This is a genomic window from Micromonospora sp. CMU55-4, from assembly GCF_011602315.1.
GTDB classification, from domain to species: Bacteria; Actinomycetota; Actinomycetes; order Mycobacteriales; family Micromonosporaceae; genus Micromonospora; species Micromonospora chalcea.
This window is the reverse complement of the sequence record NZ_JAAOLH010000019.1, coordinates 35,740-48,120: the sequence shown is the minus strand read 5'-3', so window position 1 is coordinate 48,120 and position 12,381 is coordinate 35,740. Positions and strand designations below refer to the sequence as shown.

The following is a 12,381-nucleotide window of genomic DNA, read 5'->3' as shown; positions in this document are numbered from 1 at the left end:
TTTCTCCGGTCGGTCAGGTGTCAGCGCCGGGTGTGCCGGGGTCGGCTTCCGCGTCCCAGCCGGCTTCCTCGTCCCCCGTGACGGCGATGTCGCGCGCCCATTCGTGCGCGCGCTTGGCGACCCGTAGCACCATCACCGACCGGCTCTCCATCACCCCGTCGAGGTTGCCCAGCCGCTCCGTCCAGAACCGCCGCATGGCGTTGCTGGAGGCGAAGTAGCCGACGGCGATGATGTCGAACTGGCCGGTCACGTGGTAGACGTACGCGATCTCCGGCATCCCGGCGAGCTTGTCGATGAGCCTTTCTGTGGCACCCGGAGCGCTCTGGATCTCGAACAGCGTGTGCACCGGCCGCCCCATGAAGGCGGCGCTGGGAATCGCGGCGAACTGCAGCTGACCCTCGGTGACAAGCCGTTCCACCCGGCGTCGTACGGATCCCTCGGAGAGGCCGACCTTCGCCGCCAGCGCGACGTTCGTCTGCCGTGGATCCTGAACGAGCTCCCGGATGATGCTGCGATCTTTCTCGATCGAGCTCTTGGATGCCATCTCGCTCCAACTCTTAGTGACGGAATTCGTCGCTGCCGGGAGCCTAGACGACGAACATCGTCTGTGCAACACTCCCGGATGACGAATGGTGGCGTTCGGGAGTCTAACTCAGGGGGATCGATGGCCTTGTTGGAGGTCCGGGACCTGCGCACCGAATTCCGCGGCGCGCGGGGCTCGGTGACGGCGGTGGACGGGGTGTCGTTCACTGTCGACGCAGGGGAGATGGTCGCCCTCGTCGGCGAGTCCGGCTGCGGGAAGTCGGCGACCGCTCAGTCCATCATGGGGCTGATCGTGCCGCCGGCCGGCCAGGTGACCGGTGGCCAGGTGCTCTTCGAGGGGCGGGACCTGCTGAAACTGTCCGCACGGGACCTGCGCGCGGTGCGCGGCAAGGGCATCTCGATGATCTTCCAGGATCCGATGACCTCGCTGAACCCGGTGCTGACCGTGGGCCGGCAGATGACCGAGGCGCTGGAACTGCACCTCGGGATGAGCCGCCGGGCCGCGCGCAAGCGGGCGGTCGAGCTGCTGGACATGGTGCGGATCCCGGCGGCGGAGACCCGGCTCAGCTCGTACCCGCACCAGCTCTCCGGCGGCATGCGCCAGCGCGTCATGATCGCCATGGCGCTCTCCTGCCGGCCGCGGCTGATCCTCGCCGACGAGATCACCACCGCGCTCGACGTCACCATCCAGGCGCAGGTGCTGGACCTGCTGCGGGAACTGGCCCTGGAGACGCGCACCGCGGTCCTGTTCATCACGCACGACCTCGGCGTGGTCGCCGGCATGGCCGAGCGCGTCAACGTCATGTACGCCGGCCAGATCGTCGAGCGCGCCGGGACCGTCGACCTGTTCCACCAGCCGCAGATGCCGTACACCTGGGGTCTGCTCGGCTCGGTGCCCCGCCTCGACCAGGCCCGCGGCGGCAAGCTGCGCCCGATCGCCGGCCGCCCGCCGGAGCTGTCGGAGATCCCACCCGGCTGCCGCTTCGCGCCGCGCTGCGTCCACGCCCGCGACGTCTGCCAGGACAAGGCGCCCGGCCTGACCACCGTCCCGGCCCGCGACCAGCTCACCCGCTGCTGGGGCATGCGCCCGGCGGACCAGGGCGGCTGGCTGACCACCGAGGACCGCTTCGCCGACCAGAGCGCGGAGGTGCGCTGATGACGACCCCTGCCCCCGACACCGCCCCGGACCCGCTGCTGCGCGTGCGTGACCTGGCCGTCGACTTCAAGGTGCCGGTACGCGGCTCGATGCTGCCGGCCCGGCTGCGCGCGGTCTCCGGCGTGGACCTCGACGTCCGGCGCGGCGAGATCATCGGCGTGGTCGGTGAATCCGGCTGCGGCAAGTCCACCACCGGCCGCGCCATTCTCCAGCTGCTCAAGCCCAGCCAGGGCACCGTCACGTTCGACGGAACCGAACTGACCACGCTGGACCGGCGGCGGATGCGGGCCATGCGCCGGCAGATGCAGATGATCTTCCAGGACCCGTTCGCCTCGCTGAACCCCCGGATGACCGTCGGCGAGCTGATCGAGGAGCCGCTGCTCGTGCACTCCGACCTGCCGGCGGCCGGGCGGCGGGCCAAGGCGCTGCAGACCATGCAGATGGTCGGGCTCAGCGAGAAGTGGCACGACAGGTACCCGCACGAGTTCTCCGGTGGCCAGCGCCAGCGCGTGGGCATCGCGCGCGCCCTGGTCAGCAACCCGCAGTTCATCGTCGCCGACGAGCCGGTCTCCGCGCTCGACGTCTCGGTGCAGGCGCAGATCGTCAACCTGCTGGAGGAACTCCAGGAGGAACTGGGCCTGACCATGATGTTCATCGCCCACGACCTGGCCGTCGTGCGGCACCTCTGCGACCGCATCGCGGTGATGTACCTCGGCTCGGTCGTGGAGGTGGGGGAGTGCGAGGACATGTACGACCGGCCGCGCCACCCGTACACCCAGGCCCTGCTCTCGGCGGTGCCGATCCCCGACCCCCTGGTCGAGACCGAGCGCCGGCGGGTGATCCTCAGCGGTGACGTGCCCAGCCCGCTGAACCCGCCGTCCGGCTGCCGCTTCCGGACCCGCTGCTGGAAGGCGCAGGACATCTGCGCGACCGAGACGCCGAAGCTCACCGGCGCCGGGCACCAGGTCGCCTGCCACTTCCCGGAGAACACCGACCCGCGGGGCGAGCCGCTCGCCGCCGCCGGCGCGGGGCGGTAGACGTGTCCGTTCCGTACCACCGCAACCTGGTCGACGGCGAGTGGGTCGACGGCGAACGCCGGCCGAACCTCAACCCGGCCCGCCCCGGCGAGGTCGTCAGCGAGTACGCGGTCGCCGACCGGGACACCGCCCGCGCGGCGGTCGAAGCGGCCCGCCGGGCCGGTCCCGGATGGGCGAAGCTGCCCGTCGGCGACCGGATGCGGATGCTGGACCGGATCGGCGCCACCATCCTGGACCGCGCCGACGACCTCGCCACGCTGCTCGCCCGCGAGGAGGGCAAGCTGCTCGCCGAGGCCCGCGGCGAGGTCGTCCGCGCCGGCCAGACGTTCCGCTACTACGCCCACCAGCTGCTCCAGCCCACCGGTGAGGTCTACGCCTCCACCCGCCCGAACGTGCACGCCGAGGTCCGCCGCCGTCCACTGGGCGCGGTCGGGATCATCACGCCGTGGAACTACCCGCTGGCGATTCCGGCGTGGAAGGTCGCACCGGCGCTCGCGTACGGCAACACCGTCGTGCTCAAACCCGCCGAGCTGGTACCCGCCAGCGCCGGGGAGCTCGCCCGGATCATCGCCGGCGCCGGTGTCCCGCCCGGCGTGTTCAACCTGGTCGTCGGCGCCGGCTCGGTGGTCGGGGAGGAACTGCTCACCAGCGACGGCCTCGACGGCATCTCGTTCACCGGCGGCACCCGCACCGGCGCGCACGTCGCCCAGCGCTGCATCGCCCACGGCAACAAGCGGTTCCAGCTGGAGATGGGCGGCAAGAACCCGCTCGTAATCTGCGACGACGCCGACCTGGACGTGGCGGTGCGCTGCGCGCTGGACGGCAGCTTCTTCAGCACCGGCCAGCGCTGCACCGCGTCCAGCCGGCTGATCGTGACGGCCGGCATCCACGACCGGTTCGTCGCGGCGCTGGCCGAGGCGACGCAGGCGCTGCGGGTCGGCGACCCGCTCGACCCGGACAGCCAGCTCGGCCCGGTGGTCAGCGCCGGCCAGCTCGACCAGAACCTCGACTACGTCCGGATCGGACGCGACGAAGGCGCGGCCGTGGCGGCCGGCGGTACGCACGACGGGCAGTTCATGCGGCCCACCCTGCTCGTCGGCGCGCACAACGACATGCGGGTGGCCCGGGAGGAGATCTTCGGCCCGGTGTCCTGCGTGATCCGCGCCGAGAACCTCGACGAGGCGATCGAGCTGGCGAACGACACCGACTACGGGCTGTCCGCCGGGATCGTCACCACCTCCCTGTCTGCTGCCGAACGGTTCAAGCGCGACGCCCGCGCCGGCATCGTCACCGTCAACCTGCCCACCGCCGGTACCGAACTGCACCTGCCGTTCGGCGGCACCGGGGCGTCCAACCACGGCCCCCGCGAGCAGGGCGGCTACGCCCGCGACTTCTACAGCGTGCCGGTGACCTGCTACACCGGCTGGTAAGGACGGCAATGTCCCCTCAGATCCTGCTCACCGAGCCCATCGCCGAGGCCGGGATGCGGCTGCTGCACGCCGCCGGTGAGGTACGCGTCGCCCACCTCACCGACCCCGCCGCGCTCGCCGCCGGGCCGCTCGCCACCGCCGACGCGCTCGTGGTGCGCTCCTCACCGGTGACCGCCGCGATGCTGGAGGCCGCGCCCCGGCTCAAGGTCGTCGGCCGGCACGGCGCCGGACTGGACGGCATCGACCTGGCCGCCGCGCAACGGCTCGGCGTCCCCGTCGTCGGCACGCCCGGCGCCAACGCCGAGTCGGTGGCCGAGTTCGTCGTGCTGGCCGCGCTCGCGCTCGCCCGGCAGCTCACCCCCGCCGTGACCACGCTTGCCGCCGGCGGCTTCCCGCCCGGCCGGTCACTGCCCGGCTCGGTCGTCGCCGCCGGACTGACCGGCACCATGCTCACCGGCCGCACGCTGGGACTCGTCGGCCTCGGCGCGATCGGCCGGGGCGTCGCCGCCCGCGCCCGCGGGATGGGCATGACGGTCCTCGGGTACGACGTGGCGGTCACCGAGCCGCCGGACGGCGTACACCTGGTGGACCTGGACCGGCTCCTCGCCGAATCGGACGTGGTCAGCCTGCACGTGCCCCAGACGCCGCAGACCACCGGCCTGATCGGCGCCGCCGCGCTGGCCCGGATGCGGCCGCACGCGCTGCTCGTCAACACCGCGCGGGCCGGCGTGGTCGACGGCGCGGCGGTGCTCGCCGCGCTCGACGCCGGCCGGCTGCGCGGCTACGCGGTCGACGTGTTCGCGCCCGAACCGCCCGCCGCCGACGACCCGATGCTGCACCACCCCCGCGTCCTCGCCACCCCGCACATGGCGGCGATGACCACCGACGCGCTCGACGCGATGGCCGTCGCCGTGGCGCGCGGCGTCCTCGCCCACCTGGAAGGAACCCGTACGTGACACTGACCGTCCCCGCGTCCGCCCTCGACTACTTCGGTGTGGACACGCTCGTCGACGACGACACCCGGGAACTCCAGGCCGCCGTGCGCGGCTTCGTGGACCGGCGGATCCGGCCGGAGATCGCCGGCTGGTATGAGGCGGGCCGGCTGCCGGTACGGGAACTGGCCCGGGAACTCGGTGAACTCGGCGTGCTCGGGATGCACCTGGAGGGCTACGGCTGCGCCGGCACCTCGGCCGTCGCGTACGGCCTGGCCTGTTTCGAACTGGAGGCGGGCGACTCGGGCCTGCGGTCCCTGGTCTCGGTGCAGGGCTCGCTGGCCATGTACGCGATCTGGCGGTTCGGCTCCGAGGAGCAGAAGCGCGAGTGGCTGCCCCGGATGGCCGCCGGCGAGGCGATCGGCTGTTTCGGGCTGACCGAACCGGACTTCGGCTCGGACCCGGCCGGCATGCTCACCCGGGCCCGCCGCGAAGGCGGCGACTGGGTGCTCAACGGCACCAAGATGTGGATCACCAACGGTTCGGTCGCGGACGTCGCCGTCGTCTGGGCGCGTACCGACGAGGGCATCCGCGGCTTCGTCGTACCGGCCGGCACGCCCGGGTTCACCGCGCCGGAGATCACCCGCAAACTCTCCCTGCGCGCGTCGGTGACCTCAGAGCTGGTCCTCGACGACGTCCGGCTGCCCGCCGACGCGATGCTGCCCGGCGCGGCCGGCCTGTCCGGGCCGCTGACCTGCCTCAACGAGGCCCGCTTCGGCATCGTCTTCGGCGCGCTCGGCGCCGCGCACGACTGCCTGCAGACCACAGTGGCGTACGCCCGCAGCCGGCAGATCTTCGACAAGCCGCTCGCCGCGTACCAGGCCACCCAGCTCAAGCTCGCCGACATGGCGCTGGAACTGGGCAAGGGCATGCTGCTGGCGATGCAGATCGGCACGCTGAAGGACGCCGGCACGCTGGACCACCGGCAGATCAGCCTGGGCAAGCTCAACAGCGTGCGGGAGGCCATCGCCATCGCCCGCGAGTGCCGGACGATCCTCGGCGCGGCCGGCATCACGCTCGACTACCCGGTGCTGCGGCACGCGAACAACCTGGAGTCGGTGCTCACCTACGAGGGCACCTCCGAGGTGCACCAGCTCATCATCGGGCAGACGCTCACCGGTCACGCGGCCTTCCGCTGACCGGCCGGGCCACCGGTGACCGCGTGCCCGGCCCGTGATCGGGCCGGGCACGCGGCCTACCGCTTGACCAGGTTGCGCAGCGCGGACAGCAGCGACCGGTGGCTGACCTCGGCGTAGATCTTCTTGTCCGGTCCGTACAGAACCACGTACGGGCACTGCTGGTCGTCGCCGCCCATGGTCTTGTCCAGCAGCCTGCGGCCGGTCGCCACCTCGTACACCCGCAGGCGGTATGTGGCCTTGAGCAGCGTCAGCGTGTCCGGCTTCGGGTCGTCGTAGCGGCACTTGCGGATCGTCGCGCCGGTGCTGGTGCGGTCCAGGCAGGCGACCATCTGCACAGCCTTCGGGTCCTCCGACGCCCAGGTCCGCTCCACCCGCTTCGACAGGCCCTCGTCGTAGTAGTAGACCCGGTCGTGGCGCCGCGTGCCCACGTCGGTGCCGACGAGCAGCGCCACCGGGTGCGGCGCCGCTCCGGTGCGCTTCGGCGACTGCGGAAAGTAGAGGACCCCGTCGCACACGTCGTTGAAGTCGGAGATCTGCGCCGCCGGGAAGTCGCTGGGCTGCGGCCCGCGCGTCGAGGGCTCCACGCTCGTTGTCGCACCCGGAGTGGGCGTCGTGCCGGACGACCGCCAGGGCGTCACCGGCGGCGCGATCGGCTCCGGCTCGGCGGCCCGGCGCTCGGAGGACCGTAGCAGGAACGCGCCGCCGACCAGGCCCGAGCACGCCACCAGCAGCAACACGCTCAGCGCCGCGACGGCAATGACCAGACCACGGTTGCGGCCGGTCGACGGCGGACCGGGCGGCGGGTACGGCCCGTACGGCGTGGCCGGTCCGTACGACGGGCCCGCAGTGGGCGGCCCGTAACCCACAGCGGCCGTGGGCGGCTCGTAACCTGGAGCCGCAGTGGGCGGCGTTGGCGGGCCGGGATCGGCCGACGGCTCGCCGGCCGACGGCTCGCCGGCCGGCGGCATCCAGGCGGTCTCGGCCCGCTGTTCCGCGTCCCCCGCCGCTCCCTGATCGGATCCGGCCCCCGTGTCGGACATGCGCATTCCCCCGTCGAACCCGTGCGGAGCGCGCAACTTATCAGGATCCGCCGCCCGGGGATGCCCCGTACCAGGTGAGGGCCGCCGCGGTGCGGCAGCGCCGGCACCTGCGCCTGGCCACCTGACCCCCGCGCCCGGCGGACCGGATCGAATCGCAGGGCGTGGCAGGATCGGCCGGGTGCAGATCGGGTTGCTCGGGCCGTTCCAGGTCACCACGGACGCCGGTGTCCCGGCCGACGTGCCGGGCGCGCGGCTGCGCGGGCTGCTGGCCGCCCTCGCGCTCCAGCCCGGCCGGGTGGTCCCGAAGGCGACGCTCGTCGACTGGATCTGGGGCGAACACCCGCCCGCCGACGCCGCCAACGCGCTGCAACGCCTCGTCTCCCGGCTGCGCAAGGCGCTGCCGGCGGGCGTCGTCGACGGGTTGCCCGACGGCTACCGGCTCGCCGTCGAGCCCGACGCCGTCGACGCCGTACGGTTCGAACGCCTGCTGCTGCGGGCCCGCGACGGCGACGGGCCGCAGCGGGTACGGCTGCTGCGCGAGGCGCTCGGGCTGTGGCGCGGCGACGCGCTGCGCGACATCGGCCTGCCCGACAGCCCGGCGCTCGACGCGGCGGCCACCCGGCTGGAACGGCTGCGCCTGACCGCAACCGAGGACCGGTACGACGCGGAGACCGGGCCCGACCTGATCCCGGAGCTGACCGACCTGGTGGCCGCCCATCCGGTGCGCGAGCGGCTCGCCATGGCGCTGATGCGCGCGCTCGTCGCCGCCGGCCGGGACACCGAGGCGCTGCTCGTCTACCGGCGCACCGCCGACGCGCTCGCCGACGCCTTGGGCGCCGACCCGTCACCGGAACTGTCGGCGCTGCACGTCGCGCTGCTGCGCGGCGAGACGGTACGCCGGGAGGACACCCGCCGGACCAACCTGCGCGCCGAGCTGACCAGCTTCGTCGGCCGGGACGCCGACCTCGCCGCGGTCGGTGCGCTGGTGGCCGAGCACCGGCTCACCACGCTCACCGGCCCGGGCGGCTCGGGGAAGACCAGGCTGGCCACCGAGACCGGGCGCCGGTTGACCGGCGACCTGCCGGACGGCGTGTGGCTGGTGGAGTTCGCGGCCGTCAGCGCCGACGGGGACGTGGTGCAGGCGACGATCTCCGGGCTCGGCCTGCGGGACGCGCTGCTCGGCGACGCGGGCAGCGCGGAGCCGGTCGACCGGCTGGTGGCGGCGATCCGGGACCGGGAGATGCTGCTGATCCTGGACAACTGCGAACACGTCGTCGAGGCGGCGGCGGCGCTGGCGTACCGGCTGCTCGGCGAGTGCCGGCGGCTGCGGATCCTGGCCACCAGCCGGGAGCCGCTGGGCATCACCGGGGAGGCGTTGTGGCCGGTCGCGCCGCTGGGCCTGCCCGGCGGCGACGCCACTGCCGCCGAGGTCGAGTCGTCGCCCGCCGTGCGCCTGCTGCGGGACCGGGCCGCCGCCGTCCGCCGCGACCTGGCGTACGACGGCCACACGTCGGCGACCATGGCGCGGATCTGCCGCGCGCTCGACGGCATGCCGCTGGCCATCGAGCTGGCGGCGGCACGGTTGCGCGCCATGTCCGTCGACCAGCTCGCCACCCGGCTCGACGACCGGTTCCGGCTGCTCACCGGCGGCAGCCGGACCGCCCTGCCCCGGCACCGGACGCTGCGCGCAATGGTCGACTGGAGCTGGGAACTGCTCAGCGACGCCGAACGCGCGGTGCTGCGCCGGCTGTCGGTGTTCTCCGGCGGGGCGGGCCTGGACGCGGCCGAGCGGGTCTGCGCCGGCGGCACCGTCGCGCCGGGCGACGTGCTCGACCTGCTCACCGCGCTGACCGAGAAGTCGCTGCTGGTCGCCGCCGGCGACGTCGCGCCACGCTACCGGATGCTCGGCACGATCAAGGAGTACGCCGCGCAGCGGCTCGCCGAGGCGGGGGAGGCGGACACCGCGCGACGCGCGCACCTGGCGTACTTCACCGCGCTGGCCGAGACCGCCGAGCCGCGGCTGCGCCGCGCCGACCAGCTCACCTGGCTCGCCCGGCTGGACGCCGAACACGACAACATCACCGCCGCGATGCGTGGCGCGCTCGCCGCGGGTGAGGGACCCGAGGCGATGCGGCTCGCGGCCGGCGCCGGCTGGTACTGGTGGCTCGGCGGACACCGCACCGAGGGCATGGAACTGATCATCGCGGCCACCGAGGCGCCCGGTGAGGTGCCCGACGACACCCAGGCCGTGGTGTACGGACTGGTGGTGCTGTTCCTCAGTTCCGGGCCGGGCGACGCGCAGCACGCGGCCGAGTGGATCCACAAGGCGTACCGGCTGAGCGGGGAGGGTCGCGGCGGCCACCCGGAGCTGGCCCTGGTCGTGCCGATGGAGCGGATGCTGCGGGAACCGGACGCGCTGCTGCCCGCATGGGAGTCGCTGCTCGACCACGAGGATCCGTGGGTACGCGCGCTGGCCCGGCTGCACCTGGGCAAGCTGCGGGTCATCCTCGGCATGGAGGCGGCGCAGGCGGAGGCGTGCCTGCGGCAGGCGCTCGCCGAGTTCCGGGCGGTGGGCGAACGCTTCGGGATCTCGTTCGCGCTCAGTGAGCTGGCCGAGCTGATCGCCGTGCGCGGTGACGTCGCCGCCGCCTGCGACTACTACGAGCAGGCGGTCACGGCGGTCACCGAGGTCGGCGCCGTCGAGGACGTGATCCGGATGCGGGCACGGCTGTCCTGGCTGTACCGGCTGGGCGGCGACGAGGCGGCGAGCGCCGACGCGCTGGCCGAGGCGTACCGGCTCGCCGCCGGGGTCGCCTGGCCGGGGGCGCTGGCCGAACTGGCGCTGGTCCGGGCGTACCTGGCCCGCCACGACGGTGACGCGGACGAGGCGTACGCGCAGCTGCGGTCCGTGTCGGCGCTGCTCGGCGACGAGGCGGACCTGGCCAGTGTCCGGGCGGGCACCCAGGATCTGCTGGGTTACCTGGCCGAGGACGTCGAGCTGTCGCGTACCCATCGGGCGGCGGCGTGCCGCGCGGCGCGCGAGGGGGGCTACGCGCCGCTGACCGCGCAGGTGCTCGTCGGTGTCGCGGACCTGGCGGTGCGGCTGGACCGGCCGGACCAGGCGGCGCGGCTGCTCGGCGCCGCCACCGCGGTACGCGGCCAGCCCGACCGCACCCACCCCGACGTGCCCCGGATCGAGGCGGCGGCGCGCGACCGCCTCGGCGACGCGGGGTTCGCCGAGGCGGTCGCACAGGGCCGGGAGACCGGCTGGGAGCACTTGGTCGAGGTCACGCTCGCTTCGTGAACGTGGACCGCGCCCACAGGTAGCCGATTACCGCGATGCCGGCGCACCAGGCGAGCGCGGGGATCACGTCACCGGCCGACGGCGCGCCCTCGAGCAGGCCGCGCAGCGTCTCGATGATCGGCGTGAACGGCTGGTACTCGGCGAACTGCCGCAGGCCCGGCCCCATCTTGTCGGCGGGCACGATCGCGCTGCTGAAGAACGGCAGCAGGACCAGCGGCACGGAGGCCATGCCCGCCGACTCCGGCGACTTGGCGAACAGGCCCAGCGCGACGGTGAACCAGCTGACCGCGACGCTGAGCAGCACCACCACGCCGGCCGCACCGAGCCAGTGCAGCGGCTCGGCGGCCGGGCGGAAGCCCAGCAGGAACGCCACCCCGACCAGGGCCGCGACCGCGAGGACGTTCGTCAGCACGGTGGCCACGACGTGGCCGGTCAGCACCGCGCCCCGGGACACGTGCATGACCTTGAACCGGTTGATGATGCCCTTCGTCATGTCGGAGTTCACCGACGTCGCGGTGCCGCCGAGGCCGTAGCAGACCGCCAGCAGCATCAGGCCCGGCGTCGCGTAGTCGACGTAGTCGACGCCGACGGAGAACGCGTCGCCGAGCATGTACACGAACATCAGCATCACGATGATCGGCATCAGCACGGCGTTGAACACCGAGGTCGGGTTGCGGCGCAGGTGCGTCAGGTTGCGGCGCAGCATGACGACCGAATGGTTGCGGCTCATTTGGCGGCCACCTCCGGGGTACGGCCGGTCAGGGCCAGAAAGACGTCGTCGAGGTCGGGGGTCTGCACGGACAGGTCGTCGGCGCTGATCGCGTGCGCGTCGAGCCGGTCGAGCAGGGCGCGCAACGAGGCGGTTCCGCCGTCGGTGGGCACGCGCAGGGCCAGCGCCTCCTCGTCGCGTACCGCCTCGGGCAGCACCAGCGCCGCCGCGTCCAGTTCGGCGCCGGTGCCGAACCGCAACCGCACGTGCGTGCCGGGGATCCGGCGCTTCAGCTCCTCCGGCGTGCCCTGGGCGACCAGCCGGCCCTGGTCGAGCACCGCGATCCGGTCGGCGAGGCGGTCGGCCTCGTCGAGGTACTGGGTGGTGAGGAAGACTGTCACGCCGCCGGCGACCAGCTCCCTGATGATCGACCACATGGTCCGGCGGCTGCGCGGGTCCAGCCCGGTCGTCGGCTCGTCCAGGAAGATGATCCGCGGCTCGCCGACCAGCGTCATCGCGAGGTCCAGTTTGCGGCGCATGCCCCCGGAGTACGTCGACACCAGCTTGTCGGCGGCCTCGACCAGGTCGAACCGTTCCAGCAGTTCGGCGACGACCCGCTTGCCGGTCACCCGGTTGCGCGGCCCGAGGTCGACCATCAGTTGCAGGTTCTCCCGCCCGGTGAGCAGTTCGTCCACCGCCGCGAACTGCCCGGTCACGCCGATCGCCGCGCGGACCGCCCTGGCCTCGGTGGCCACGTCGTGCCCGGCCACCCGCACCGATCCGCCGTCGGCGCGGATCAGCGTGGTCAGGATGTTCACGGTCGTGGTCTTGCCGGCACCGTTCGGGCCGAGGAGGGAGAAGATCGTGCCGGCGGGGACGTCCAGGTCGATGCCGTCGAGCACCACCCGGTCCTTGTACGCCTTGCGCAGCCCGGAGGCCGCTATCGCTGAACTCGTCATGCGACCACCATGGGCGGCCGTACCGCCACCGCCCTGACACGGCGCTGACACGGCCGCTGACAGCTTGTCGGT

At 73.2% G+C, this 12,381-nt stretch carries 10 protein-coding genes; 6 read left to right on the top strand and 4 right to left on the bottom strand.

The features are described 5' to 3' along the window. Positions 1-13 precede the first annotated feature (13 nt). A complete protein-coding gene (locus HA073_RS26495) occupies positions 14-544 on the bottom strand; it encodes an Lrp/AsnC family transcriptional regulator (RefSeq protein ID WP_030499629.1) in 531 nt (176 codons plus the stop codon). Between the two features lie 120 nt (positions 545-664). On the opposite strand from HA073_RS26495, the gene HA073_RS26490 reads away from it, so the two are divergent. From HA073_RS26490 to HA073_RS26470, 5 genes are read left to right on the top strand one after another with little or no spacing between them, the layout of a single operon-like run. Then, on the top strand, positions 665-1,699 hold the full coding sequence (locus HA073_RS26490) for an ABC transporter ATP-binding protein (RefSeq protein WP_043325188.1): 1,035 nt from the start codon (positions 665-667) through the stop codon (positions 1,697-1,699). Then, complete coding sequence (locus tag HA073_RS26485; protein ID WP_043325187.1) at positions 1,699-2,736, top strand: ABC transporter ATP-binding protein; 1,038 nt, start codon at positions 1,699-1,701, stop codon at positions 2,734-2,736. Before HA073_RS26490 ends, HA073_RS26485 begins: the two co-directional genes overlap by 1 nt. Before the next feature lie 2 nt (positions 2,737-2,738). After that, positions 2,739-4,166 (top strand): aldehyde dehydrogenase family protein, encoded by a 1,428-nt coding sequence (locus HA073_RS26480; RefSeq protein WP_166457548.1) that lies wholly within the window; start codon positions 2,739-2,741, stop codon positions 4,164-4,166. Positions 4,167-4,174: 8 nt separating this feature from the next. Next, positions 4,175-5,122, top strand: coding sequence for a hydroxyacid dehydrogenase (locus HA073_RS26475; RefSeq protein WP_064447416.1), 948 nt, complete (start codon positions 4,175-4,177; stop codon positions 5,120-5,122). A gap of 38 nt (positions 5,123-5,160) precedes the next feature. Next, on the top strand, positions 5,161-6,297 hold the full coding sequence (locus tag HA073_RS26470) for an acyl-CoA dehydrogenase family protein (RefSeq protein ID WP_375336245.1): 1,137 nt from the start codon (positions 5,161-5,163) through the stop codon (positions 6,295-6,297). Positions 6,298-6,353: 56 nt separating this feature from the next. Here HA073_RS26470 and HA073_RS26465 read toward each other — a convergent pair whose 3' ends face one another. Next, positions 6,354-7,337 (bottom strand): hypothetical protein, encoded by a 984-nt coding sequence (locus HA073_RS26465; protein ID WP_166457546.1) that lies wholly within the window; start codon positions 7,335-7,337, stop codon positions 6,354-6,356. Positions 7,338-7,515: 178 nt separating this feature from the next. Between HA073_RS26465 and HA073_RS26460 the strand changes: the two genes are divergently transcribed. Further along, positions 7,516-10,641: a BTAD domain-containing putative transcriptional regulator gene (locus HA073_RS26460; RefSeq protein ID WP_166457545.1), complete on the top strand. Its 3,126-nt coding sequence runs from the start codon at positions 7,516-7,518 to the stop codon at positions 10,639-10,641. Here the strand turns inward: HA073_RS26460 and HA073_RS26455 are convergent. Both HA073_RS26455 and HA073_RS26450 read right to left on the bottom strand, forming a co-directional pair. Then, a complete protein-coding gene (locus tag HA073_RS26455; RefSeq protein ID WP_166457544.1) occupies positions 10,625-11,371 on the bottom strand; it encodes an ABC transporter permease in 747 nt (248 codons plus the stop codon). The two genes, HA073_RS26460 and HA073_RS26455, sit on opposite strands and share 17 nt — an antisense overlap. After that, positions 11,368-12,309 carry an ATP-binding cassette domain-containing protein gene (locus HA073_RS26450; RefSeq protein ID WP_166457543.1) on the bottom strand — a complete coding sequence of 314 codons (942 nt, stop codon included), beginning with the start codon at positions 12,307-12,309 and terminating at the stop codon, positions 11,368-11,370. The genes HA073_RS26455 and HA073_RS26450 overlap by 4 nt, the downstream gene beginning before the upstream one ends. Positions 12,310-12,381: the final 72 nt, after the last annotated feature.

What these genes read in the sequence shown, in the direction of transcription:
- HA073_RS26495 (WP_030499629.1), bottom strand. Translation starts at nt 544, where the DNA reads ATGGCATCCAAGAGCTCGATCGAGAAAGATCGCAGCATCATCCGGGAG.
- HA073_RS26490 (WP_043325188.1), top strand. Translation starts at nt 665, where the DNA reads ATGGCCTTGTTGGAGGTCCGGGACCTGCGCACCGAATTCCGCGGCGCG.
- HA073_RS26485 (WP_043325187.1), top strand. Translation starts at nt 1,699, where the DNA reads ATGACGACCCCTGCCCCCGACACCGCCCCGGACCCGCTGCTGCGCGTG.
- HA073_RS26475 (WP_064447416.1), top strand. Translation starts at nt 4,175, where the DNA reads ATGTCCCCTCAGATCCTGCTCACCGAGCCCATCGCCGAGGCCGGGATG.
- HA073_RS26465 (WP_166457546.1), bottom strand. Translation starts at nt 7,337, where the DNA reads ATGTCCGACACGGGGGCCGGATCCGATCAGGGAGCGGCGGGGGACGCG.
- HA073_RS26455 (WP_166457544.1), bottom strand. Translation starts at nt 11,371, where the DNA reads ATGAGCCGCAACCATTCGGTCGTCATGCTGCGCCGCAACCTGACGCAC.
- HA073_RS26450 (WP_166457543.1), bottom strand. Translation starts at nt 12,309, where the DNA reads ATGACGAGTTCAGCGATAGCGGCCTCCGGGCTGCGCAAGGCGTACAAG.